The 24,544-nt window shown below is 53.3% G+C and carries 20 protein-coding genes; 4 read left to right on the forward strand and 16 right to left on the reverse strand.

Going from position 1 to position 24,544, the window contains the following annotated elements; genetic code table 11:
- Positions 1-61: 61 nt before the first annotated feature.
- Together ydiJ and ppsA are read right to left on the reverse strand one after the other, a co-directional pair.
- Positions 62-3,118: a D-2-hydroxyglutarate dehydrogenase YdiJ gene (gene ydiJ / locus CWE14_RS03015; RefSeq protein ID WP_338022817.1), complete on the reverse strand. Its 3,057-nt coding sequence runs from the start codon at positions 3,116-3,118 to the stop codon at positions 62-64.
- 147 nt (positions 3,119-3,265) lie between these two features.
- Positions 3,266-5,659 (reverse strand): phosphoenolpyruvate synthase, encoded by a 2,394-nt coding sequence (ppsA, locus tag CWE14_RS03020; RefSeq protein WP_126798011.1) that lies wholly within the window; start codon positions 5,657-5,659, stop codon positions 3,266-3,268.
- Positions 5,660-5,768: 109 nt separating this feature from the next.
- On the opposite strand from ppsA, the gene ppsR reads away from it, so the two are divergent.
- The gene (ppsR, locus tag CWE14_RS03025) at positions 5,769-6,575 is read left to right on the forward strand and encodes a posphoenolpyruvate synthetase regulatory kinase/phosphorylase PpsR (protein WP_126798012.1); all 807 of its coding nucleotides are present in this window, start codon (positions 5,769-5,771) and stop codon (positions 6,573-6,575) included.
- A 106-nt stretch (positions 6,576-6,681) separates the two neighbouring features.
- Here ppsR and CWE14_RS03030 read toward each other — a convergent pair whose 3' ends face one another.
- The 4 genes from CWE14_RS03030 to htpX all read right to left on the reverse strand — a co-directional run bounded on the left by CWE14_RS03030 (position 6,682) and on the right by htpX (position 10,523).
- Positions 6,682-7,482: a DUF1338 domain-containing protein gene (locus CWE14_RS03030; RefSeq protein WP_126787903.1), complete on the reverse strand. Its 801-nt coding sequence runs from the start codon at positions 7,480-7,482 to the stop codon at positions 6,682-6,684.
- A gap of 66 nt (positions 7,483-7,548) precedes the next feature.
- Positions 7,549-8,907, reverse strand: a complete 1,359-nt coding sequence (locus CWE14_RS03035) for a class II 3-deoxy-7-phosphoheptulonate synthase (RefSeq protein ID WP_126798013.1) — start codon at positions 8,905-8,907, stop codon at positions 7,549-7,551.
- A gap of 93 nt (positions 8,908-9,000) precedes the next feature.
- Complete coding sequence (locus tag CWE14_RS03040) at positions 9,001-9,639, reverse strand: flavin reductase family protein (RefSeq protein WP_126798014.1); 639 nt, start codon at positions 9,637-9,639, stop codon at positions 9,001-9,003.
- Positions 9,636-10,523 carry a protease HtpX gene (gene htpX / locus CWE14_RS03045; protein WP_126798015.1) on the reverse strand — a complete coding sequence of 296 codons (888 nt, stop codon included), beginning with the start codon at positions 10,521-10,523 and terminating at the stop codon, positions 9,636-9,638. Before htpX ends, CWE14_RS03040 begins: the two co-directional genes overlap by 4 nt.
- A 161-nt stretch (positions 10,524-10,684) precedes the next feature.
- Here htpX and pepE point away from each other — a divergent pair, with 161 nt between their 5' ends.
- Positions 10,685-11,404, forward strand: a complete 720-nt coding sequence (gene pepE / locus CWE14_RS03050; RefSeq protein ID WP_126798016.1) for a dipeptidase PepE — start codon at positions 10,685-10,687, stop codon at positions 11,402-11,404.
- Here the strand turns inward: pepE and bioD are convergent.
- From bioD to bioB, 4 genes are all read right to left on the reverse strand, one after another.
- Complete coding sequence (gene bioD / locus CWE14_RS03055; protein WP_126798017.1) at positions 11,367-12,059, reverse strand: dethiobiotin synthase; 693 nt, start codon at positions 12,057-12,059, stop codon at positions 11,367-11,369. The genes pepE and bioD overlap by 38 nt on opposite strands.
- A gap of 65 nt (positions 12,060-12,124) precedes the next feature.
- The gene (locus CWE14_RS03060) at positions 12,125-12,913 is read right to left on the reverse strand and encodes a methyltransferase domain-containing protein (protein WP_157981771.1); all 789 of its coding nucleotides are present in this window, start codon (positions 12,911-12,913) and stop codon (positions 12,125-12,127) included.
- The gene (locus tag CWE14_RS03065) at positions 12,906-14,060 is read right to left on the reverse strand and encodes an aminotransferase class I/II-fold pyridoxal phosphate-dependent enzyme (protein WP_126798019.1); all 1,155 of its coding nucleotides are present in this window, start codon (positions 14,058-14,060) and stop codon (positions 12,906-12,908) included. The genes CWE14_RS03060 and CWE14_RS03065 overlap by 8 nt, the downstream gene beginning before the upstream one ends.
- A gap of 8 nt (positions 14,061-14,068) precedes the next feature.
- Complete coding sequence (gene bioB, locus CWE14_RS03070) at positions 14,069-15,154, reverse strand: biotin synthase BioB (RefSeq protein ID WP_420837090.1); 1,086 nt, start codon at positions 15,152-15,154, stop codon at positions 14,069-14,071.
- A gap of 136 nt (positions 15,155-15,290) precedes the next feature.
- Between bioB and bioA the strand changes: the two genes are divergently transcribed.
- The gene (bioA, locus tag CWE14_RS03075; protein ID WP_126798020.1) at positions 15,291-16,589 is read left to right on the forward strand and encodes an adenosylmethionine--8-amino-7-oxononanoate transaminase; all 1,299 of its coding nucleotides are present in this window, start codon (positions 15,291-15,293) and stop codon (positions 16,587-16,589) included.
- Between the two features lie 9 nt (positions 16,590-16,598).
- On the opposite strand, the gene CWE14_RS03080 is transcribed toward bioA, so the two are convergent.
- The gene (locus CWE14_RS03080) at positions 16,599-16,958 is read right to left on the reverse strand and encodes a hypothetical protein (protein ID WP_126798021.1); all 360 of its coding nucleotides are present in this window, start codon (positions 16,956-16,958) and stop codon (positions 16,599-16,601) included.
- Between the two features lie 265 nt (positions 16,959-17,223).
- Between CWE14_RS03080 and asnS the strand changes: the two genes are divergently transcribed.
- A complete protein-coding gene (gene asnS / locus CWE14_RS03085) occupies positions 17,224-18,624 on the forward strand; it encodes an asparagine--tRNA ligase (protein ID WP_126798022.1) in 1,401 nt (466 codons plus the stop codon).
- 68 nt (positions 18,625-18,692) lie between these two features.
- Here the strand turns inward: asnS and argH are convergent, their stop codons facing one another.
- From argH to argC, 5 genes are read right to left on the reverse strand one after another with little or no spacing between them, the layout of a single operon-like run.
- On the reverse strand, positions 18,693-20,543 hold the full coding sequence (gene argH / locus CWE14_RS03090) for an argininosuccinate lyase (protein ID WP_126798023.1): 1,851 nt from the start codon (positions 20,541-20,543) through the stop codon (positions 18,693-18,695).
- Positions 20,540-21,760, reverse strand: a complete 1,221-nt coding sequence (locus tag CWE14_RS03095; RefSeq protein ID WP_126798024.1) for an argininosuccinate synthase — start codon at positions 21,758-21,760, stop codon at positions 20,540-20,542. Before CWE14_RS03095 ends, argH begins: the two co-directional genes overlap by 4 nt.
- A complete protein-coding gene (gene argF, locus CWE14_RS03100) occupies positions 21,757-22,677 on the reverse strand; it encodes an ornithine carbamoyltransferase (protein WP_126798025.1) in 921 nt (306 codons plus the stop codon). Before argF ends, CWE14_RS03095 begins: the two co-directional genes overlap by 4 nt.
- Positions 22,678-22,706: 29 nt before the next feature.
- Positions 22,707-23,501, reverse strand: coding sequence for an acetylglutamate kinase (argB, locus tag CWE14_RS03105; RefSeq protein ID WP_126798026.1), 795 nt, complete (start codon positions 23,499-23,501; stop codon positions 22,707-22,709).
- A complete protein-coding gene (gene argC, locus CWE14_RS03110; RefSeq protein ID WP_126798027.1) occupies positions 23,498-24,526 on the reverse strand; it encodes an N-acetyl-gamma-glutamyl-phosphate reductase in 1,029 nt (342 codons plus the stop codon). The genes argB and argC overlap by 4 nt, the downstream gene beginning before the upstream one ends.
- Between the last annotated feature and the right edge of the window lie 18 nt (positions 24,527-24,544).

A 24,544-nucleotide genomic window follows, 5' to 3' on the forward strand; every position in this document is an offset into this window, starting at 1 on the left:
AATTGAGCCCTTTTTTTGTGCCTGGTAAACTGTAGCCAGTAAATTGCAGCGGGTAAACGGCCTAACTGAGCACTTGCAGCAAATGTTGCAACGGATGCTGCAAACGCCGCTGCTCCACTCGCTGAGCCTGACAGCGGCACGAGAAGCCGGTCGCCAGAGGCTTTTCGCTGGATGCCAGCTTAGGCTGCCAGCTCATTGCATACAGCTGTTTACTTTTCGCCTGATGCTCAGCTTCATGGCCATACGTCCCTGCCATACCGCAACATCCCGTTTGCAGTGGACGGCACTCAACACCTACTTTGGCAAAGATCTGTTGCCAGCTAGCGCCACTCTGCGGCAGTTCCGTCTGTTCCGTACAATGCAGCAATAAGTCCACCGGCTGCTCGTGACTGGCTGGTGCTGGTACGGGCTTAATAAAATCACGCAGGATGCTCTCATCGACATCCTCCTGCAGCCACTGCTGGACTAACTTAACCTTAAAGTTACCGCGTTCAGCACCAAGGAACTGTTGATATTCATCGGCGTAACATAACACCGTCGATGCATCGAGACCGACCAGCGGTAAGCCCATGTCGGCCGCTTGCTGCAGCTGCTGCGCCTGAACCCTGGCAAGCTGGCGGAACTCAGCTAAAAACCCTTTCACATGCGCCGCTTTGCCGTTCGCCCGGTACGGCAGGATCACCGCCTGCACACCAAGGCGTGCGGCCAATTTGAGCAGATCTTCAACCAGCTCTGCCTCGTAGAACGAGGTAAATGGGTCCTGCACGATACCAACAAAATGAGACTGCTCAGCCTCATTCAGCGCATTACCCTGGCGTAATTCAAGAAACTGCTGCCAGCTGAGTGCCTTACGATAAGCATCCCGACGGGTCAGTGCCGGCACCGACAAATTGGGGGCATCAACATAACCCAGCAATTCAGCCGAAACCCAGCGTCCGGGCCGTCCACCCATCAGACTATTTATAAGTCGCGGGTGCGCCGCCATGCGCGGTAGCCAGTGTTCAATATTCTTGACCAGATAATCTTTCAGCGGCCGTCCATAGCGACTATGGTAATGGGCTAAAAACCGCGCCCTATGACTGGGGATATCAACCTTAACCGGACACTGTGAGCCACAAGCTTTGCAGGCCAGGCATTCATCCATGCTGGCCTTGACCTCATGATTAAAATCATCTGTCTGTTTGCGGTTACGCCAGCGCTGCCACCAGGACGCACGCGCCTTGGGTTCAATCCCGGCGTCGAGACCCGCAAGACTTGTCAGGCGCAGCCATTCGCGTAAAAGGCTGGCCCTGCCTTTCGGCGAGTAGCGGCGATCACCCGTGACGCGGTAGGACGGACACATTGGGGTATCTTTGTCGAAGTTAAAGCACAAGCCATTGCCATTGCAGTCCATTGCTGTTTGGTAAACGCCCTGGGTAGCCAGCGGGATCTGGCGATCAAACCAGCCTCGTTTGGTGGCATCCACACTGACCAAAGCCTGCTGGCTTTGATACGGCGTGCATATCTTACCAGGGTTTAAACGGTTTAATGGGTCGAACACCGCTTTTAGCTTACACAGTTCCTGATACAGCAGCTCACCAAAAAACTCGGGGCCGTATTCTGAACGGAACCCTTTGCCATGCTCACCCCACATCAGGCCTTTGTATTTCGCTGTCAGCGCAACCACTTGATCGCTAATCGTTCGCACCAGCGCTTCGTCCTCCGGGTCCTGCATATTTAACGCCGGGCGGACGTGCAAGACCCCGGCATCGACATGGCCAAACATGCCGTAGTTAAGCTGGTGCGCATCGAGTAAGTCGCGAAATTCGCTGATGTAGTCAGCCAGGTGCTCTGGCGGTACCGCGGTGTCTTCGACAAAGGCGATCGGCTTACGCGCCCCTTTGGTCGCGCCGAGTAAGCCAACAGCCTTTTTGCGCATCGCATAAATTCGGCCGATGCTGGCGGGGTCATCGCAAATTTGATACCCGATCACCCCATTTTGCTGGCGTATACTGTCGTCCAGCATGCTGGTTAAACTGGTTAATTTTTTCTCCAGCGCATACTCAGAGGTAGCGGTGAATTCGACCATATTGATGCCATCCATTGGCGTCGCTGAATCACTTTCCAGCATGTCTTTAACCCCATGCCAGACAATGTCATTGCGGGCCAGGTCAAGCACCTTGCTGTCAATAGTTTCGACTGACGTGGCTTGCGCTTCGACCAACGCTGGTGCATGGCGCAAGGCCGACTGAAAACTGCTGTAGGTGACGTTGACCAGGACTTTATGCCGTGGAATGCGGGTGATATTAAGTTTGGCCTCAGTGACCACCGCCAGCGTTCCTTCCGAACCTGCAATCAGCCGACTGAGATCCACCTGTTCACTGTCTGCGTCATAGGCATGCTTGAGGTCATAGCCAGTGAGGAAACGGTTGAGTGGCGGGAAGCGTTTTACCACTTCACCGCGCAAATCGACACAGCTTTTAATCACCTGCTGGTAGATGCCACCTTCAGGTGTGGCCAGTTGTGCCAGCTCCCGAGCCTGCTTCAGCGGAATCGGACGGGTGGTTAAGCGTGTACCATGCAGCGTGTAGCTGGCCAGTTCAAGAATATGGTCGCTGGTCTTACCGTATACCAGAGAGCCCTGCCCTGAGGCATCGGTGTTGATCATGCCCCCCAATGTACAACGGTTGCTGGTCGAGGTGTCTGGGGCAAAAAAGAAACCGTGGGGCGCGAGTGCCTTATTCAGGGCATCTTTGACCAGGCCACTTTCAACACGCACCCAGCCTTCTTCAATATTGATTTCAAGAACCCGGGTCAGATAGCGGCTCAAATCAAGCACCAGCCAGCTGGTGAGCGACTGTCCATTGGTGCCAGTCCCACCGCCGCGCGGGGAGAACTGAATCTGCTGGTGAGCGGCCTGCGCCGCTAGCGCCATCACAATGCCAACATCCTCCTGGGTACGCGGGTAAACCACCCCCTGCGGAAGCTGCTGATAAATACTATTATCTGTTGATGCAATCAGACGACCAGCGTATGTGAGGTCAATATCGCCACTGAACGCTGTGCGTTCCAGGGCTTGAATAAAGGCCTCATACTCAGGTTGCAGGGTTTGCTCAGGCGATAAAGTTGGCAGTATCAAGATCTCGGGTCCTTTTCTTAAATGTCTCTAAGCGTAAAACAAAACAGCCTGGCAAATACCAGGCTGTTTACTAAATAAGCTTAATTTCGATAGTGGTTATCAAAATCCGCCTGATTTGTGCTTGGCATACTGCTGGTAAACCAGCACTTAGGCCTGCTCTTTACCTTGCTCTTTACCCAGCTCTTTACCCAGGTAAAGCCAGGTATCCAGCACGGTGTCCGGGTTCAGTGATACCGAATCAATGCCCTGCTCGACCAGCCACTTGGCAAAGTCGGGGTGATCGGACGGGCCCTGGCCGCAAATGCCGACATACTTACCACGTTTTTTCGCGGTCTGTATGGCCATCGATAACAGCGCTTTCACCGCCGGGTCACGTTCTTCGAACAGATGCGCGATTAAGCCTGAGTCACGATCCAGCCCTAAGGTTAGCTGAGTAAGGTCGTTTGAACCAATCGAAAAACCATCAAAGATATCGAGGAACTCATCGGCCAGCAACGCATTCGATGGCAATTCACACATCATAATCACACGCAGACCATTTTCGCCCTGAACCAGACCGTGCTCAGCCAGGATCTCAATAACCTGCCGCCCTTCATCCACGGTACGAACGAACGGGATCATAATCTCGACGTTAGTCAGACCCATGCTATTACGCACACGCTTAATTGCTTCACATTCAAGCGCGAAGCAATCGCGGAAGTCTTTAGAAATGTAACGTGATGCGCCACGGAAGCCGAGCATCGGGTTCTCTTCCTCAGGCTCATACTGACGACCGCCAACCAGGTTCGCATACTCGTTTGACTTAAAGTCAGACATGCGCACAATGACCCGCTCCGGCGCGAAGGATGCACCAATGGTAGAAATACCTTCAACCAGACGCTGAATATAGAATTCAACCGGATCACTGTAGCCCGCCATCATCTTTGTGATCTCAGCCTGCAGTTCGCTGCTTTGCTGATCGAAGTTGAGCAAGGCTTTAGGGTGAACCCCAATCATTCGGTTGATAATAAACTCAAGACGCGCCAGACCAACCCCGGCGTGCGGCAAACGGGCAAACTCAAAAGCGCGGTCCGGGTTACCCACGTTCATCATGATCTTCAGTGGCAGCGCAGGCATCGCACCAACTTCTGACTGAGTCACATCAAACTCAAGCTCGCCGTCATAAATCAGACCGGTGTCACCTTCAGCACAGGAAACCGTCACCATCTGACCGTCTTTAACTAAGTCAGTCGCATCGCCACACCCAACAACCGCCGGAATACCAAGCTCACGGGCAATAATCGCCGCGTGGCAGGTACGTCCGCCACGATTGGTCACGATTGCACTCGCCCGCTTCATGATCGGTTCCCAGTCCGGGTCGGTCATATCCGTTACCAGAACGTCACCCGGCTGCACCTGATCCATCTCGTCAATTGAACTCAATAAGCGCGCTTTACCACGGCCAATTTTCTGCCCGATCGCGCGGCCACTGGCGACTACCTCTGATTTACCCTGCAAGGTAAAACGTTCAATCGACTGTGATGACTCGTTGGACCGCACCGTTTCAGGGCGCGCCTGAACAATGTACAGCTTGCCATCGTGACCATCTTTGGCCCACTCGATGTCCATCGGGCGGCCATAATGGTTTTCAATGATAACCGCTTGTTTAGCTAACTCTGCGATTTCATCGTCGTTTAATGAGAAACGACCACTGCGTTCGGCATCGATGTCCTGAGTTTTGACTTGCTTACCGTGACTGCTGTCATCGGAGTAAACCATTTCAATCTGCTTACTACCTAAGGTACGACGAATAACCGATGGCCGTCCGGCCGCTAATGTCGGCTTATGAACAAAGAATTCGTCCGGGTTTACCGCGCCCTGCACCACCATCTCGCCAAGGCCGTACGACGAGGTCACGAAGACCACCTGGTCAAAACCTGATTCAGTGTCGATTGAAAACATCACGCCAGAGGCTGCTAAGTCACTGCGTACCATGCGCTGGATACCCGCCGACAGTGCAACACCACGGTGATCGTAGCCCTGGTGAACGCGGTATGAAATAGCGCGGTCATTAAACAATGAGGCAAATACGTGCTTAATAGCTTCCATCACTGCATCGATGCCCTTCACGTTAAGGAAGGTTTCCTGCTGACCCGCAAACGACGCATCCGGCATGTCTTCAGCAGTAGCTGAACTGCGCACAGCGAAGCTGGCGTCTGCATTGTCGGTGGTGAGTTCGTTGTAGGCGGTGCGGATGGCTTGGTCTAAATTGGCTTGGAAGGGGGTATCAATAATCCACTGACGGATTTGTTTGCCAACTTCTGCGAGTTTTTTTACGTCATTGACGTCAAGGGTGTCGAGGAGTTGGTGAATCTTTTCGTTGATCCCGCTTTGTTCTAAAAACTCGTTAAACGCGTCGGCAGTGGTAGCAAAGCCCCCGGGAACCGTTACGCCAGCCCCTGCCAGGTTGCTGATCATTTCCCCGAGAGAGGCATTTTTGCCCCCTACGCGGCCGACATCGTTCATACCCAGCTGCTGGTACCAAAGCACGTAATCTTGCACAATACAGTCCTTATTGAGATTTAATGTATGCGTGGTGAGTGGCGGCTATTTTACACGGTGTTCACCAACAAGTTAATATCTGTGTCACATTGACTAAGGATTTATACCCATGCGTACTGCGTTTTACATTTCTGATGGCACTGCACTCACCTCTGAAGCCTTTGGCCACGCCATGCTGTCGCTCTTTCCGATGAAATTCAAACACCGAACTTTGCCGTTTATCGATAGCGCAGAAAAAGCTACCCGTTGCTGCCAGCAAATCAACGCCGCAGCCAGTGAAGATGGCGAAAAACCGTTAATTTTCCACACCTTCGTCAACACTGAAATCAAACGCATCATCAATCAGAGCCAGGGCATAAGCTATGACTTTCTTGATCATTACGTGGAGCCGATGGAAGCTGAGCTGGGTATCAAAGCGCAGCCGAAAACCAACCGCACTCATGGTATTCATCAAGACTATAACTTTCGTATCGACGCGGTAAATTACACCCTGGACAATGACGATGGGGTCAGCACCAAAGAATATGGTCAGGCCGATATTATTCTGATTGGCGCCTCCCGCACCGGTAAAACCCCAACCTGCCTGTACCTGGCGTTGCAATACGGGATCAAAGCGGCGAACTATCCGATTACCGAGGACGACCTGGATAACCTGCAGCTCAGTTATGATCTGAAAATGCATCGTCACAAGCTATTCGGTCTTACCATCGACGTCGAGCGATTACAGTCAATCCGGCAGGAACGGCGCGCCAATAGTCGTTATGCCTCGCTTGAACAGTGTCAGTTAGAAATTAATCAAATTGAGCATTTATTCAGTCAGGAAGCGATTCCGTTTCTTAACTCAACCCATGCCTCAGTCGAAGAGCTTGCAGCCAAAATCATGGATGAAGCGAAGCTGGAGCGCCACAGATACTAAGCTTTCCGACCCCATGGGTCGCAACAACAAAAAACGCTGGCGACATGCCAGCGTTTTTTTGATGTAAGCGACTATTGCAGTGCTTGCGTCTCAGCTCGCCTTTGGCCTAGCCTTTGGCGTTAGTGCTTTCAAAGATCTTATCGGCCGAGGCAGCGACAAAGCCAGTATAGAGTTCACCGTCCGCCATTTCGTAACGTTTAGCAAACTCATAAAAACAGCTTGGGATCTCAGCAACTTTATCCGCAAAGGACACCGGAATACGGTCAGCCATGGTCGACGACTGCTCAAGATAGACCTCTGGATTTCCTTTGATCTCGCCGCCCGCACTATTAAGGGTAAAGCCTTCCTCTTTCAGCTTCGCATTCACCGCCTCAATATCGGTATAACCAGGTAAACGATTAATGCTAACGGTAAAGTGGTTGGCACAAAAACCGAACGCGCTCATCCACGCGGCGTACTCACTCTCTTCCAGTAATTTTTCATACTGGGCATGAGTCACCTGCCAATGCGTTCCGGAATACAGGAATTCCGGCTGTTCAACCACTGAGGGGTCAATAGACGCCACCATATCGGCGATCACCTGTTGCGTGTCCTCAGAAAACTCTTCTACCAGCAACTCACTGATGAAAATCTTGGGTAAGTCTTTGTTGGCATGTTCATAGTGCTTCGCACGCAGCTTTTTGGCTTCGAAATGGTAATCGCCATTTGCAAAGTAGCCCATGTTTTCAAACAGTTCAGCCAGTTTTTCCAAACGCACCGGGGCTATGTTAAAGGTTCTGAAAGCCACGTGATCGTTGATGATCTCAGCACCGCCGCCTAACACCTGATGGACCTTTTCGGCACTCGGTGTTTTGCCAATATAGTCTTGCCATAAGTTAGCGAAAAACTGCTCAGCGTCTTGCGACATGTTAATAATTCCTTGTTCTGTATGGGAAGCGGTCGGCGTTAACGCCGTACCTGCTTTCACTGCAAATTAAACGCGGCCATTGCGTGCATCACGCAGGGTGTCCGCAATAAGAAACGCCAGTTCCAGTACCTGGTCGCCGTTGAGACGGGGATCACACTGGGTTTTATAGCGTTTAGCCAGGTCAGATTCACTGATTTGATACGCACCGCCTGTGCACTCAGTCACGTCCTGCCCGGTCATTTCTAAATGTATACCACCAGCATAGCTGTTTTCGGCTTGATGCACCGCAAAGAACTGCTTTAACTCACGAATGATTGCGTCAAAATTGCGCGTTTTAAGGCCGTTCTCGGCCTTCACCGTGTTGCCATGCATAGGATCACTGGACCACACCACCTGTCTGCCTTCGCGTTGTACGCGGCGGATTAGGGCCGGTAGTCGCTCACCCAGCGCATCAGCGCCCATCCGGGTAATCAGTGTGATCCGTCCGGGGACGTTGCCTGGATTGAGTACATCCAGCAGCTTCATCAGCTCATCGGGCTCCATGGTTGGCCCGATCTTAACCCCAACCGGGTTGTGAATGCCACGAAAGAACTCAATATGCGCATGATCAAGCTGTCGTGTTCGCTCACCGATCCACAGCATATGCGCAGAACAGTCGTAGGGTAACCCGGTCAGCGTATCGATACGGGTCAATGCTTCTTCATAAGGCAACAATAAGGCTTCATGCGAGGTAAATAACTCGGTCTCATGAATGGTCGGATGGCTCTGCGCATCGATGCCCAGCACTTCCATAAAATGTAAGGTTTCAGAAATCTGCTCAGCGACCTGACGGTACTTGTCTTTTAACGGGTTCGCCGCAATAAAACTCATATTCCATTTATGAACCTTATGCAGGTCGGCCAGCCCGCCCTGAGCAAACGCACGCAGTAAGTTGAGTGTTGCCGCACTTTGGTTGTAGGCCGTTAGCATACGCTCCGGCTGCGGCTCGCGGGCCTCCGGGGTAAAGTCAATGCCATTGATAATGTCGCCGCGATAGCTTGGCAGGGTCACACCGTCAATGGTTTCCATATCACTGGAACGAGGCTTGGCATATTGCCCTGCCATCCGCGCCACTTTGGTCACCGGGCATGACCCGGCAAAGGTCAGTACCACAGCCATCTGCAGCATGACTTTAAAGGTGTCACGAATTTTCGGCGCATTGAAGTCGGTAAACGACTCAGCACAATCTCCGCCTTGCAGCAAAAACCCCTGCCCCTGACACACATCCGCTAAATGCTGCTGTAAACGGCGTGCTTCTTCGGCAAAAACCAGTGGAGGAAAGCTGCGGAGCTGGCCTTCTACCCAATTTACCTGCTCGCTATCCTTATAATTGGGTTGCTGCTGAATAGATTTCGAGCGCCAGCTGTTAGCTTTCCATGAGGTCATACTGCATTACCACCTGTTGTTCATGCACGAGTGCTTTTATATGGTTTTCCAATGTATAAAGAAGCCTTGCCAAAAGCAAGGCAACCGCTTGTATTATCTGGGTCGTGGTACGCTCAGAGTTTCCCCGAGACGTCCATATTGATTACCACCTAAACGCGCCAGAGGATCAATCGCTGCGGCATCGACAGTCAACCGCTGGCTGCTGCTACCGTCCGCTTTGGTAACAACTTCGTTGCGGGCGCACTGGTCCGCAATGTAAATATGCTCAACACGACCAAACACCATGCTCTGTGGAGCCCCTTTAACCGGCTGTATGTCATGCAAACTGCAGCCAAACGCGACACTGCAATCGGCCAGCCGCGGCATGGAAAAACCCTCAAAGTCAGTTAGTTGCAAACCTATCCGTTGCAATTCCGACTGCTCAGCCGGCAATGTCCGCGAGGTTTCTGTCACCGCTTCGGCGTGTCGAAACGATGGAATGTGCACCGTGAAGTACGGGTGTCGGGCAACATTGACCTTGGTATCTTTCCCTTCGCCCGGCGCTTTGTCACCAACCGAGAACATCAGTAACGCCGGGTCGCTGGATATCGCGGTAAAATAGGAGAACGGCGCCAGGTTATAGTGGCCGCTTTCATGCTCGGTTAAGACCCAGGCGATAGGCCTTGGTAGTAAGGTTTGTACCGTCGTATGGTAGATCTGCTCCGGGCTCATCGAATCCGTCGATAAAATCATTGACCTCCTCCCCGTAACGCGGCAATGCGCTTTTCAATCGGTGGATGACTAAGAAATAACTCACTCTTCGCGCGTTTCCCCTTAATGCCGAACGCCGCCATACTGCTGTTCAGTTGTGAGTCGCGCCCGCCAGCTAAGCGCTGCAGTGCGCTAATCATCTTATGCGCGCCGACTAAGTTTGCGGCGCCTGCGTCGGCCCGGTATTCACGCTGACGGGAAAAGTACATCACAATGATGCTGGCTAAAATGCCAAACAGAATTTCCAGTACAATCACAATGCCGTAGTAGGCAAAGCCGCCACCGATGCCTTGGCGGCCACCTTGTTGACCACCACCCCGTAAGGCATTATTAATGAAGCCGGCAACGACTCGCGCCAGAAAGATCACAAAGGTATTTACCACTCCCTGAATCAAGGTCAGAGTGACCATGTCACCATTGGCAACATGACTGACTTCATGCGCTAGCACCGCTTCAACTTCGTCTTTGTTCATGCTTTGCAGCAGGCCACTGGACACCGCCACCAATGAATTGTTTTTACTCGCGCCGGTGGCAAAAGCATTCGGCTCAGGCGACTGATACACCGCGACTTCGGGCATTTTAATACCGGCTTTGCGGGCCTGCGCGGCGACCGTCTCAACCAGCCAGCGCTCGGTTTCATTACGGGGTCGTTCAATAACCTGAGCGCCGGTTGAATGCTTCGCCATCCATTTGGACATCCACAGTGAGATGAACGCACCGCCAAAACCGAACACCGCTGCAAACAACAGCAGCCCCTGATAATTGCCAAATTCCACGCCAAATACAGTCATCAGGATGTTTAGTACGACGCTAAGCACCAGGATAACAGCCAGGTTAGTGGCTAAAAACAACGCGATACGTTTCATGCTCGATGTTCCTCTTAGTCAGGTTGCCGTCTTTCTGCAAAGAGCGGCGAACAGGCCCTATATACTTCCGTTAATATGCGGCTTAAGTCTGCTAAATCAAGTCTTTGCCATGCTTAATTGGGGACGTTAAGCTAGTAGCTCATCATCAACGAGGTATTTCCATGTCTAAATTTGTCTCCCCACTGGCCAGACTGTTACTAATCAGCGCATCCAAAGCCGATAACACGCCCTACCTTGAACACGCTCGCAGCTGGCTTGCAGACCACTTCGCTGACCGTGAAGTGCTTTTTATTCCCTATGCTGGCGTGGGCATGTCTCATCAGGCCTACACCCGTAAAGTCGCCACTGCCTTGCGCCCAGCAGGTATCAATCTGCGCGGTATCGAAAGTTACAGCGACCCTAAAGCTGCTCTCGAGCAAGCAGATGCGATTGCAATCGGCGGTGGCAACACCTTCGTACTACTCGATACCCTGTACCGCTACGGTCTGCTCGATGTGATACGGCGCCGGGTTAGTCAGGGCGTGCCATACGCTGGCTGGAGTGCAGGGTCGAACCTGGCGGGACTTAGTATCCGTACGACCAACGACATGCCGATCGTTCAACCGCCGTCATTCAAGGCCCTTGCGCTACTGCCAGTACAGATTAACCCGCACTATTCCGATTTCACGCCTGTTGGTTTCCACGGCGAGACCCGGGATCAACGCCTGACTGAGTTCATGGCGCTAGACGGTCATACTCCGGTGCTGGCCATTCAGGAAGGCACGGCCCTGGACGTTAGCAATGGCCGCATGCGTTTACTTGGCAGTAAACCCGGCTACTCCTTTCATGCAGGCGTTAAACGCCCTATTCAGCCACAGCAGGATTGCAGTCAATGGCTGTAAGCAGTGCCCGGCGTTCATCCTCAGTAAATTCAGCTTGCTGAGTATCGCTATGGTACGGCACATACGCCAGACAGGGTGCTGGCATATGTGCTTTCAGATAGCTCAGGTTGTCGTGCAAATAATCCATCGGCTGCTGAGTACATTGATTCGCGACCCAGCCTATTAAACGTCCACCGTCTGCGGCAATAGCTTTAGCGGTCAGCAAGGCGTGGTTAAGGCAGCCCAGTTTCATCCCCACTACCAGGATTACATCCATGGTTTCGCTAACTACCCAATCACTCAAATACTCATCGTCATTGATCGGCAACAGCCAGCCGCCCGCGCCTTCGGTGAGTACCAGATCGGGTTTATGCAAGCTAAGCTGACGCAAATGCGTAGTGAGTGCCGCCGGTTCAATCTTCACCCCTGCCTGGGCCGCTGCAATATGGGGGGCGATTGCCGGGGTGAAGCAAAACGGGTTTGCCGCCTGCGCCGGCACCGCGATGGTACTGAGTTGGCGCAACTGCTCTGCGTCCGGGTTGGGTTGACCGCCACTACCTATAGGCTTAAAACCTATTGTTAGTAAACGCTCTCGATTCAGCGCCTTTAAAATAAGGGATGATACAAGCGTCTTACCCGAATCCGTATCGGTACCCGTGATAAAAAGTTTCTTCATTATGAGTTTTTCTCACCAAAATAGACAACAAAAAGCCACGTTAGCAACGCGTTTAGCGGCTCTTCTTACTCTTTATACGCCTCGATAAAGCCAATCTGATAGGTCAGTGGCAATCCTGCGACGCTGCGATGCGCTTCATAATCGGCGGCTAATTGACGCCAGGTGCCGGGACTTAAAGCCCCCCCGTTGCGGGCCGTTGCCCCCACGCCTTTAATGCCTAGTAGCAATGTTTTCAGATCCGGACTGTATACCGTCAGTTGTTCTTCGACACAGCGCCAGCTCGCCAGGCCCTGCTGTTGTGTTAGCAAATAACGCCAGTCACTCAGGCTCAGTTGCAGATTGGCACCGGGCTGACCGTCGATTGCCGTCCGTAACTGGCTAAGTGGCTGTAAACTATCTGCTAGCACGGTGCTTATCAGAATTGGACTGCCCGGTTTGCTGACCCGAACCAGTTCAGCCAATGCGTCAGCAGGCTGGTGCGCCCATTGAATGGCGAGACTTGAAAATACCGCATCGACACTGTTAGTGGCTAATCCGATAGCTTCGAGATCACCCTGAATGAGGGTACTGTTAGTCTTAGCTTCCGCAGCACTCAATACGGCGACCGCTTTGCTAACCATAGCTCGGCTCAGGTCGAGGCCAATATAGTCATTGCAATAGTCTGCCAGGGCCGGGTAATTAATCCCCGGCCCACAGCCCGCGTCAAGCAGACTGGGGTACTTCGTCGCACCCAGCATGGTTAGCATCGAGCTGGCCACCTGCTGTTGCAGCTGGTTATACCGCTGATAGCTTGTGCTGGCGCGGTCGAAGCTGTGTTGAATATGCTGCTTATCGATGGCTACCTGACTAAGCATGGGGAGATTCTCCGAGCGCATCTAAAACATGATCAAGCTGTTCGCGGGTATGACCCGAATTCAGAGTGAAACGAAGGCAGGCCCGGCCTGGCGGAACCGTAGGCGGGCGAATAGCTGAGCAAAGAATGTTTTGCTGGCGCAACGCCTGGCTCAGCGCCAGTGCGCGTTGATTGCTGTAACAAAGCACCGGCTGAATCGCATGGTTGAGCAAGAGGTTGTTTTGTGGCGTGCGCCAGCCGAGTTGCAACAGGCCCTGTTTGAAGTGTTCAATATTGGCCTGCAAACGCTGTTGGTGGTCGGGCTCTGTCTGCAGAATATCGAGCACTTTGCTGATGGCCATCGCCTGCGCCGCACTAAAGGCGGTGCTATAGATATAATGCCGTGCGCTCTGCCAGATAGCTTCGATAAAGTCCTTATCACCTGCGACAAAGGCGCCGCTCATGGCAAAAGCTTTACCGAAGGTCGCACTGATAATATTCACCTCATCGGCGGTGGTCATGCCGCCAACACCTCGACCACCCGGCCCTGTTACGCCAAGCCCATGGGCATCGTCAAGCCACAGCAGTACTTCACGATGCTGACTGCTGAGGCTGGCTTTGGTCTGCACACACTGCGCTAATGGGACCGCGTCACCATCCATACTGAAAACGCCTTCACTGGCAATGGCGCAGGTCCCCGCAGACTGGCGTGACGCGCGTTTACACAGGCTATCCATATCGTTGTGGTTGAAGCGTTGCATCACCGCCTGACTGGCCATACAGGCGTCATACATGGAAGCGTGATTGCGTTTATCAAATAAAAGGCTCACATCGTGCTCGGCCAGCACCGATACCACGGCATGGTTGGCTGCATAGCCGCTGCCCAGTAATACCACAGCGTCACGCCCCAGCCATTCTGCCAGACGCTGCTCCAGCTCATAATGTGGTTGCTGATAGCCGCTGACTAACGGGCTGCCACCGGAGCCGGTGCCATACCGGGCAAGGCCTTGCTGATAGGCTTCAATCACCGCCGGGTGTGAGCGCAGTGAAAGATAGTCATTGCTGCAAAAATTGAGCAGATCAGGGGCGGCAACATTCGGCTGGCGCCAAAGGCCAGCCGCCAGCCGCTGTTGTTTGTTACTTTGCAGCTTAGTTCGAAACCTGTCCATGCTGGCGCTCAGGATGCATCATAAAACAGTGGCTTACTCGCCGGTTGCCGACTTGCCTGAATCGCTTCTTCAGCCACCGCGGTATGCACTTCATCGGAATAGTCCTGACGAGCTTCAGGTGTGATCCCAAGGCGTTCAAACAATTTCTGATCGCGTTCTGCGTCTGGATTCGACGTGGTCAGTAGTTTTTCCCCGTAGAAAATCGAGTTGGCTCCGGCCATAAAGCACAGGGCCTGCATTTGTTCGTTCATTTCCTCGCGGCCCGCCGACAGACGAACATGAGATTGCGGCATGAGAATACGCGCCACCGCTATGCAGCGGATAAATTCAAACGGGTCGAGGTCTTCAACGTTAGACATTGGCGTGCCTGCGACTTTGACCAGCATGTTAATCGGTACACTTTCCGGCGGTTGCTCAAGGTTCGCCAGTTCCATTAACAGACCAGTGCGGTCAGCCGCCTCTTCGCCCATCCCAACAATGCCGCCTGAACAGACTTTCATCCCCGCCTGACGTACGTTGTCGAGGGTATTCAGGCGATCGGCAAAGGTTCGGGTAGTAATAATCTGATCGTAGTATTCAGCGGAAGTATCCAGATTATGATTGTAGTAATCCAGTCCGGCTTCTTTCAGCGCCTTCGCCTGCGGCGGCGACAACATGCCCAGGGTCATACAGGTTTCCAGACCCAAATCGCGCACGCCTTGGATCATTTTAATGATATAGGGCATATCGCGATCTTTTGGGTTACGCCATGCAGCCCCCATGCAGAAGCGGGTCGAGCCAATCGATTTAGCGCGTTCAGCCGCCTCGAGTACCTTTTCCACTTCCATCAGGCGTTCTTTTTCCAGCCCGGTATCATAGCGCGCGCTTTGCGGGCAGTATTTGCAATCTTCCGGGCAGGCGCCGGTTTTAATCGACAGCAAAGTACTGACCTGCACTTCGTTGGGGCGGAAATGCTGACGATGCACCTGCTGTGCTTCAAACACGAGATCCATAAACGGCTTGGCGAATAGCGCATCGATGTCTGCACGCGTCCAGCGGCGGCGAGTCGGTGAATTAGCTGATGAATCACTGGCGGATAAAGTTTGTATAGTCACGGCAATACTCTAATCGTTGGGTTGATTGACTGGTTGGCGTGCCCGGTGTTTAAGTCACCCATGCACGACGCAATACTCGACTAGCTTAGGCATCCGCTTTACACTGTCAACCAAATGAAGTTAGCCAGGTTTACTTATGGTGAATATTTGTACAAGTGATGATCTGCAGTTTGACCAGACTCATCTATGGCACCCATACACATCACTGACCAACCCGCTACCCTGTTACCCCGTTAACAGCGCCAGCGGCGCAACGCTGACCCTCGATGATGGCCGTCAGCTAGTCGACGGCATGTCCTCCTGGTGGGCCGCTATTCATGGGTACAACCACCCGCAACTCAATCAGGCTTTGCAACAGCAGGCTGCTCAGTTAAGTCATGTCATGTTCGGTGGTATTACCCACAAACCGGCGGTTGAACTGGCGCGCCGATTGGTTGCGATGACCCCTGCCCCGCTGGATGCCGTGTTTCTGGCTGACTCCGGCTCAGTCAGTGTAGAAGTGGCAATTAAGATGGCATTGCAGTATCAGGTCAGTCGCCAGCGCAGTGACAAAAACATGCTATTGACCGTTCGTGGTGGCTATCACGGCGACACCTTCGCCGCGATGTCAGTGTGCGATCCGGTGAATGGAATGCATGGCCTGTTTCAGGGGGTGCTACCGAAACACCTGTTCGCCGATGCGCCGACACTGACCCCGCACGATCGGTGGGACGAACGCGATATTGACAGTTTACGCACCTTGCTGGAGAACAATCACAACAGCCTGGCTGCAATTATCCTCGAGCCGGTGGTGCAAGGCGCAGGCGGTATGCGTTTCTATCACCCTACTTATCTCAAACGGGTGCGCGAGCTATGTGACCAGCACGATGTGTTATTAATATGCGACGAGATCGCTACAGGTTTTGGCCGCACCGGCAAATTGTTTGCCTGTGAGCATGCGGATGTAGTGCCTGACATTATGTGCGTGGGCAAAGCCCTTACTGGCGGTTATATGACCCTGGCCGCGACCATTGCCCAGCGGCATGTGGCTGAGCAAATCGGTCAGGGGCCTGGCGGCGGATCATTAATGCATGGTCCGACCTTCATGGGTAACCCATTAGCCTGTGCTGTCGCCTGTGCCAGCCTTGATATTATTGCCGAGGGCCATTGGCAGCAACAGGTTGCGGCCATTTCGCAGCAACTTGAGCGTGAACTGGCGCGCTGTAATGGGTTAACCGCAGTCAACCAGGTTCGGGTGTTCGGAGCAATTGGTGTCGTAGAACTGGCGGAACCTTTAGAAATGGCCTCCACCCAGGCATGGCTGGTAGAGCAAGGGGTCTGGATCCGGCCTTTCGGGCGCTTGCTATATATCATGCCCCCTTACATTATTGAGCCGGATCAGCTGCGTCGGTTAACCGACGCCATGCTTGCTTTATGCCAGCGACTCAGCAGTTAACGGTCTGTGTTAGCTGCTGATAGCGCGCACAAAGTAAAGCAGGATACCGCAACCAGCCAATAACAAGAGGATCAGGTTTATCCAGATATGGGTACGGTGCATGCGGTAAAGATACACATTAAGCGCCAATGCCACTAAGGTAACTAACACACCGACGCTCATAAAAAACATAAACATATCGGCATAAGTAGCGTTCCAAGTGGTCTGGACTGAACTATCAAGGATCTGATCGTAAAAATTATCCGGGTTCGGCGCTGCGTAATGGTACATATAAAGCGCAACGATAAAGAAGGACCAGCCGACCAGGCTGAGTGTGCCAAGCACTTTATTAAGCTTGCGTAACCTTGCAGGTGATTGTTGCTTCATCATGATTGTTCCATCCCACCTATTCCATTTAATGTCGCGTTGGTTAGTTTTTCAATTCATGCCGTGCAATCCGTGTCGCCAAATCCAGGTTCCAAGGCTTTACCTTTGCCTGGTTATCGGCGCTTTAAGCAGTAAACTGAAGTAAGACACGCTTTTTTGTTAAATTTCCATGCTTTTAGGCCCTTGCCTACTTGAGTCTAGCGCAAAGCGCGGTAACATAGCAGCCCAATTAAAAGTATCCAGAATGTATAACCGGAGTGAATCATTCATGCAATATGCGGCTGTTAAGGACGTTCTCGCTGGCAAGTTTGCTGTTGGCGACACAGTGACCGTGCGCGGCTGGGTCCGCACCCGTCGGGACTCGAAAGCGGGCATTTCTTTTGTTAATCTGCATGATGGTTCGTGCTTTGATGCCGTTCAGGCCGTTGTACCGAGCGAACTCGACAATTACAGTAGCGACGTACTCAAGTTAACCACGGGCTGTTCGGTGGCTGTTGAAGGCACTATTGCTGAGTCTGCAGGCCAGGGCCAGGACTTTGAACTGCAAGCCACTAACGTGCATGTCTATGGCTGGGTTGAAGACCCCGACACCTACCCGATGGCTCCCAAACGCCATAGCATGGAATACCTGCGTGAATACGCTCACCTGCGCCCACGCACCAATGTCGCCGGCGCGGTCACCCGGGTTCGTCATTGCCTGGCGCAGGCGGTTCACCGCTTCTTTCATGAACAGGGCTACTACTGGATCAGCACTCCAATTATTACCACCAGTGATGCTGAAGGTGCCGGTGAGTTATTCCGCGTCTCAACGTTGGATATGATGAACCTGCCACGCACTGACAAAGGCGAGATTGACTACAGCGAAGACTTCTTCGGGAAAGAAGCCTTTCTTACCGTATCAGGCCAGCTCAATGTCGAAGCCTTTGCCTCGGCACTGTCCAAGGTTTACACCTTCGGTCCAACTTTCCGCGCTGAAAACTCCAACACCAGCCGCCACCTGGCTGAATTCTGGATGATTGAGCCGGAAGTGGCCTTTGCCGATTTAAATGACATCGCCCGACTGGCCGAAGACATGCTCAAGTACGTGTTCAAAGCGGTGCTTGAAGAACGTGCCGACGATATGGCATTTTTTGCCCAGCGTATCGACAAGGAAGCCATTACACGCCTGCAACATGTGGTCGACAATGAATTCGTCCATATGGATTACACCGATGCCATCGAGATCCTGAAAAACTGTGGCAAAACCTTCAACTACCCTGTCGAATGGGGTGTCGATCTGCAATCCGAGCACGAACGTTATCTTGCCGAAGAACACGTTGGCGCACCAATTATCCTGAAAAATTACCCACGTGACATTAAAGCCTTCTATATGCGTCAGAACGACGACGGTAAAACCGTGGCCGCGATGGACGTACTCGCTCCGGGTATTGGTGAGATCATCGGCGGCAGCGCCCGCGAAGAGCGACTGGATGTACTGGACGATCGCTTAGCCGCGATGGATTTGCCGTTTGAAGAGTACAGCTGGTATCGCGATTTACGCCGCTATGGCACGGTGCCTCACGCTGGTTTTGGTCTTGGTTTCGAGCGTTTAGTTGCCTATGTCACGGGCATGACTAACATTCGCGATGTTATTCCCTACCCGCGTGCGCCGAAAAGCGCTGATTTCTAAAGCAGCAAATCGGCAATACTGCATAACAGATGAAAGCCCGCAAACGCATGGTTGCGGGCTTTTTTACATCAGTCCGTATAGAGGTAGAACTCAAGCCCGCTTTCATCGCAATTATGCTTACGCGGACACAGCTCACAGTCCTTCATTACTTTTTCTGGCCAACGGGATTTATCCGCATCTTTAAAGCCAAGGCGACGGAAAAACTCAGCAGCCCGGGTGAGTACGATAACCCGGTTGATATGCAGATCCCGGGCCTGGCCAAGCAAGAAATGAACAATGGCAGCACCTAATCCCCGCCCTTCCAGCCCAGGCTTTAAGCCGAGGGAACGGATTTCCGCTAAGCCAGTTCCATAGACATAGAGCGCAGCGCAGCCGACCACCTTATTCTCCACTTCAACCACTGCAAAGGTGTGAATGGCCTGCATAATATCGGCTTTTGGCCGTGGCAGGTGCTCGCCTTTACCGGTCCAGTAGGTGATCAGCTCATATATTGCATCGACATCAGACAATCTGGCCTGGCGAACCTGTTTCAATTCAGCTTTTTGCGCGTTTAACTGCGTCTCTGCACGCACTAACGCCTGTTTGACTTGCTGCCGTGAGGTGCCACCAAGAGCATTACGTGCCTGCAAGCCAGCTTCAACTTCCAGTACTGGGTAGACATCCTCTGCTATCACCGGGTTGATCTGTTGCATCTGCGCAAGCGGGAGCTGTTCCAGACTAACCCCTTTATCGATCGCCTGCAGCACCAGCTTACCGCTTTGCTCATGCGCATCACGAAACGGAACGCCTTTGCTAACCAGATAGTCGGCTAAATCGGTGGCATTGCTATAGCCTCGTTTGGCCGCCTCCGCAGTAGCATTGGAGTCGACTTCAATATGAGCCAGACTGTAAGTAATGATATCGAGGCTATTTTTCCATTGACTGACGCCATCAAATAAGGCTTCTTTGTCTTCCTGCAGATCCTTGTTGTACGCCAGGGGCAAGCCTTTCAGCGTCATTAGCATCGCCTGCAAGTGGCCGGCAACGCGGCCACTTTTACCCCGTACCAGCTCGAAAACATCCGGGTTTTTCTTTTGTGGCATCAATGACGAACCACTGCTTATGGCATCGCCAAGAAGGAAAAAGCCTGCTTCACCGGAGGCGTAGAAGACCACGTCTTCACACAAGCGGGACAGATGAACCATCGACAGGCTGGCGACACTAAGACACTCCACTACAAAGTCGCGATCAGAGACTGCGTCGAGGCTATTCTCACACGCACTTTGAAAGCCCATTTCCTGCGCCAGTGCCTCACGATCGATATCCAGTCCGGTCCCGGCCAATGCGCCACAGCCAAGTGGTGACTGGTCCATGTGCAGGACAGCAGCCTGCAAACGCATATGATCACGTTCCAGCATCTCGACGTAGGCCAGTGCCCAGTGGGCCAGCAATACCGGCTGCGCCCGCTGCAAATGCGTATAGCCGGGCATGACCGTTGCCTGGTGGCGTTTAGCAAACTGGATGAGCGCGTTAATGCAACTGATAAGAGAGGCTTGCAAAGCCTGGTACTCAGCCTTTAGCCACAGCCTGAGATCGGTCGCCACCAGGTCGTTGCGGCTCCGCCCGGTATGCAGTTTACGGCCCACCGCGCCCAACTTGTCCTGTAACTCAGCTTCAATCCAGCTATGAATGTCCTCGGCGCGATCCCGCACCGGTAAATCCGCCGTTTGCTTGAGCTCCTCAGCCAGTTCATCAAGCCCCTGCAGCAACTGTTGGCACTCATCGGCGTTAATAATTCCCGCGCCCTGCAGCGATTTCGACCAGGCTTTGCTGGCGACAATTTCATACGGTGCCAGCACATAGTCAAACGGCAATGAGTCATTGAAACGGGTAAAAACCTCTGCTGAAGGCGCCGCAAAGCGCCCACCCCACATACTCATAGCTGACCTCCTTTGGTTTGCTGCAGCGCCCGGATCCGGCTCGGCAAACTGTGCAAACGAATAAAACCTGCGGCGTCTTTCTGATTATAGACATCGTCATCTTCAAAGGTGGCAAATGCTTCTGAGTAGAGGCTTTGCGGCGACCGTCTCTGCACCACGGTACACTGCCCTTTATACAGCTCCACCACAACGTCGCCGGTTAACACCGCTGCCAGTTCGCCTGCGGCCGCAGTCAGTGCATGGCGCACCGGCGTAAACCAGTTACCATCGTACAGAACCTGGGCCAACTGATTGCCAAGGTACTTACGCAACTGCACACTGGGACGATCCATCGTAAGCTGTTCGAGCCCCTGCAACGCGCGGTACCAGAGGGTTCCACCCGGGGTTTCGTAACAACCGCGTGACTTCATGCCGACCAGCCGATTCTCCACAATGTCAATCCGCCCTACGCCGTGGGTGCCGGCCAGTTCGTTGAGTTCACTGAGCATGGAGCTAAGTGTCCCCTGGCGTCCGTTGACCGCATTCAGACATCCCTGCACAAAGCGTAAATTAACCTCAAGTGGCTGATCCGGTGCCTCCTTCGGGCTGTTGGTTAAGGTCCAGACTTTATCGCTTGGCGACTGCCATGGGTCTTCCAGCTCTCCACCTTCGTGCGAGATATGCCACAGGTTAGCGTCACGGCTGTACATTTTTTCTTTACTCGCCGCACAGGGGATCTGGCGCTCAGCGAGGTAATTGAGCAAGTCTTCACGCGACTTGTAGGGCCATTCACGCCATGGCGCAATCACGCTTAGCTGCGGCGCTAATGCCGCGTAGGTTCCTTCAAAACGTACCTGATCATTGCCTTTGCCGGTGCAGCCATGCGACACCGCATCCGCCCCTAGCTCCAGCGCAAGCTCGACCTGAGCTTGAGCAATCACCGGCCGTGCCAGGGCGGTGCCAAGCAGATAATCGCCTTCATAAATGGCGCCTGCCTGCATCGCCGGAACCACCACCTGCTGCATCATTTTTTCTTTCAAGTCGACCACATAACAGGCTGACGCACCTGAGTTACGCGCTTTGTCTTCAATGCCTTCTAATTCGGCATCGCCCTGACCCACGTCAGCAACGAAAGCGATGACCTCACATTGGTAGGTTTCTTTTAACCAAGGCACAATCGCCGAGGTATCCAGACCGCCCGAATAGGCTAAAACAACTTTGTTAATAGACGTGCTCATTGGAATTCCTCGTTCATCATAATGGTTAAAAGTGCTTTTTGTACGTGCATACGGTTCTCTGCCTGGCGCAAGACCACAGCTTGCTGCTGATCCAGGATCTCACTGCTGATCTCTTCATCGCGGTGAGCCGGCAGACAATGCATGACATGACGGGCACCAGTTTGCTTAAGTAACCCGGCATTGACCTGATAGCCGCTTAAGGCCGCTTTTTTTGCATCTACCTCGCCGCCTTCCTCACCCATCGAGATCCAGGTATCGGTGTAGAGAACATCCATCGTGTGGAGTGCATCGACCGCATTGTGGGTTGTGACCCGGTGCGCCGGATACAACTGGTCCAATTGCGTCTGAATGTCCTTAGTGGGCTGCAACGACGGCGGCGTTACCACCTGCAACGAAAGGTCCAGCGCCGCGGCGCCAACCATCAGCGACTGGCACACGTTATTACCATCGCCCAGGTAAGCAACCCGGGTCTCGCTGAGCTCGTCGCCATAGAGTTCCTGCAAGGTCAGTAAGTCGGCTAAGGTCTGACAGGGATGATGCTGATCACACAACGCGTTGACCACTGGGATACGCCCCTGGCTTAACTCCGTCAGAGTCGCATGCTGGTAGACCCGGGCCACAATGGCATGGGTCCAGCACCCCAGATTATTGGCGATATCCTGAACCGTTTCGCGTGAACCCGGCCCAACCTGCTTACTATCGAGGTAAATCGCCTGGCCGCCTAATTGATAGATACCCACATCGAAGCTAACCCGGGTGCGCAGGCTCGGCTTTTCAAACAGCATCGCGATACTTTTGCCGCGTAAACAATTCGCGTACGCGGCCGGTTCTGCTTTCATCTGTCTGGCCAGATCGAGGACACCCCGAATATCGGCTGGCGACAAATCAAGCAGTGATAAACAGTGTTTAGACTGCATTGAAGTTCCTTGAATTAAAATAAATTGGATTAAGCTGACGTTGAATCGTCGACAACGATCCGGCTGGCCAGAGCCTGGCCATTGAGGATGGCGGTAAGCGGCGCCTGGCTATACCAGGCCGCTACCGCGGTGCTTCGTCGGGAAAGCTGAGCAGCCTGCAGCGCTGCTTCCAGTTTTACTTTCATGCCATCATGGACCACATTGCTGTCGATCAGCGCCTGCGCCTGCAGCGGTGTAACATCAGTCACCGGATTGCCCTGCTGATCAAGAATGGCATCCACATCAGTCAGCAACAGCAGATCGGCTTCCAACACCGCCGCAACCGCGGCTGCCGCAAGATCCGCGTTGACGTTAACCAACTGGCCGTTGGCCAGCATCCCCACAGAACTCACCACGGGCAGCAAACCGGCATCTAACAAGGTCGTCAGATACCCTGCATCGCTCTGCGCAATGTCGGGTATGCCAACAGCACCGCGGGCAGTGTCCTCAACCAGGCGACACCAATGGGCGTCCGCTAACGACATACCACAGGCAGCTGTTCCCAGCGCATTGATGGTGGCAACCAGCTGACTATTGAGCGCACCGGCTAAGGCCCCGGCCACCACTGGCATGTCGCTCGCCTGAGTGACTCTGAGCCCCTGGTTTTTAACCACCGGACGCTCGAAACGTTGCAACCAGGCATCGATCAAATCGCCCCCGCCATGGACCAGCACCGTGGGACGGGTCTGGCTAGTCGCGACCAGCCGGGTTAACAAGGATTCGAGGGCCGCCAGATCGTTCAGCGCCCGCCCGCCGATTTTGACAACTAAAGGAGGTTGCTTCATAGCAGTGCCTCCATGCTGTCAAACCCGTTGCTTAGATTAAATACCTGCACCGCCTGGGAGGCCGCGCCTTTGAGTAGATTATCCAGCGCAGCAATAATGACCACTTTACGACCGACAACCTGCACATAGAGATCGCAAAATGGCGTATGCGCGACATCATCGATCTTTGCTGGCTGATCACGCAGCCGAATCGCCGGCTGATGACCATAGGCCTGCTGGTACAATGCCTCTACCACCGCCTTGTCCGGGACACGACCATCCGCGTCGGCTTTCAGCGTTACCACAGCGGTCGCCACGATGCCGCGCTTGAAGTTACCCAACTGAGGGACAAATATAAGTTCACACTTCAGGTTTTGCTCAAGCTCAATCTGATGACGATGGGTCAGCACCGCATAGGGCTGCAAGCTTACTTCGCAGAAACTGGTGGTCAGGGATGCTTTGCGACCTGCCCCGGAAACACCGCTTACTGCGGTCACCACCGGCATCTGTGCTGAATCGCATAAACCACTTTGCAACAACGGCGCAAGCGCAAGTGTTGCAGCGGTGGGATAACAACCAGGGAGACTTTGCAAAGGCGCATCGTAGGCTGCGTTGGATTGATTTAGCTCAGGCAGCGCATAGTTGGCTGCAGCGAGCAACTCGGGGTGAGTGTGCTCGAAACCATAATAAAGTGGATAGTTATTCACATCGTCGAGGCGAAACGCGCCGGACAGATCATACACCCGACAGCCTTGCTGCAACAACAAGGGGGCCAGAAAGGCGCTTGCTTCATGGGGCAGCGCAAGGAAGACACTATCCACTGCAGAAGCAGCCTCGGTAATCAGGCTGTCACACCATGGCTCTACCATCAGCTCGAGTTGGCCGCTTAATTCTGGATAGAGTTTGTTTATTTCAACTGGCGAGGATCCTGCGGAACTAAAGGCGCCAGCAATGTTCACCGAGGGATGTCGCGCCAGGATGCGACACAAGGCCGCACCACTATAACCACTGGCACCTAAAACCCAAACCTGATGAGACTGTTGCATGCGTACTCCCGACTAGCT

The sequence above is a fragment of the Aliidiomarina soli genome (assembly GCF_003986975.1).
Lineage (GTDB): Bacteria > Pseudomonadota > Gammaproteobacteria > Enterobacterales > Alteromonadaceae > Aliidiomarina > Aliidiomarina soli.

Bases quoted from the DNA above. Each gene is read 5' to 3' on its own strand.
- ppsR (WP_126798012.1), top strand. From the start codon at position 5,769: ATGCGTACTGCGTTTTACATTTCTGATGGCACTGCACTCACCTCTGAA.
- htpX (WP_126798015.1), bottom strand. From the start codon at position 10,523: ATGAAACGTATCGCGTTGTTTTTAGCCACTAACCTGGCTGTTATCCTG.
- argB (WP_126798026.1), bottom strand. From the start codon at position 23,501: ATGAAGCAACCTCCTTTAGTTGTCAAAATCGGCGGGCGGGCGCTGAAC.
- CWE14_RS03080 (WP_126798021.1), bottom strand. From the start codon at position 16,958: ATGATGAAGCAACAATCACCTGCAAGGTTACGCAAGCTTAATAAAGTG.
- pepE (WP_126798016.1), top strand. From the start codon at position 10,685: ATGTCTAAATTTGTCTCCCCACTGGCCAGACTGTTACTAATCAGCGCA.
- CWE14_RS03040 (WP_126798014.1), bottom strand. From the start codon at position 9,639: ATGATTTTATCGACGGATTCGATGAGCCCGGAGCAGATCTACCATACG.
- CWE14_RS03035 (WP_126798013.1), bottom strand. From the start codon at position 8,907: ATGACCTCATGGAAAGCTAACAGCTGGCGCTCGAAATCTATTCAGCAG.
- argH (WP_126798023.1), bottom strand. From the start codon at position 20,543: ATGAGTATGTGGGGTGGGCGCTTTGCGGCGCCTTCAGCAGAGGTTTTT.
- CWE14_RS03095 (WP_126798024.1), bottom strand. From the start codon at position 21,760: ATGAGCACGTCTATTAACAAAGTTGTTTTAGCCTATTCGGGCGGTCTG.
- CWE14_RS03060 (WP_157981771.1), bottom strand. From the start codon at position 12,913: ATGCTTAGTCAGGTAGCCATCGATAAGCAGCATATTCAACACAGCTTC.
- argF (WP_126798025.1), bottom strand. From the start codon at position 22,677: ATGCAGTCTAAACACTGTTTATCACTGCTTGATTTGTCGCCAGCCGAT.
- bioD (WP_126798017.1), bottom strand. From the start codon at position 12,059: ATGAAGAAACTTTTTATCACGGGTACCGATACGGATTCGGGTAAGACG.
- bioA (WP_126798020.1), top strand. From the start codon at position 15,291: ATGGTGAATATTTGTACAAGTGATGATCTGCAGTTTGACCAGACTCAT.
- argC (WP_126798027.1), bottom strand. From the start codon at position 24,526: ATGCAACAGTCTCATCAGGTTTGGGTTTTAGGTGCCAGTGGTTATAGT.
- CWE14_RS03065 (WP_126798019.1), bottom strand. From the start codon at position 14,060: ATGGACAGGTTTCGAACTAAGCTGCAAAGTAACAAACAACAGCGGCTG.
- CWE14_RS03030 (WP_126787903.1), bottom strand. From the start codon at position 7,482: ATGTCGCAAGACGCTGAGCAGTTTTTCGCTAACTTATGGCAAGACTAT.
- asnS (WP_126798022.1), top strand. From the start codon at position 17,224: ATGCAATATGCGGCTGTTAAGGACGTTCTCGCTGGCAAGTTTGCTGTT.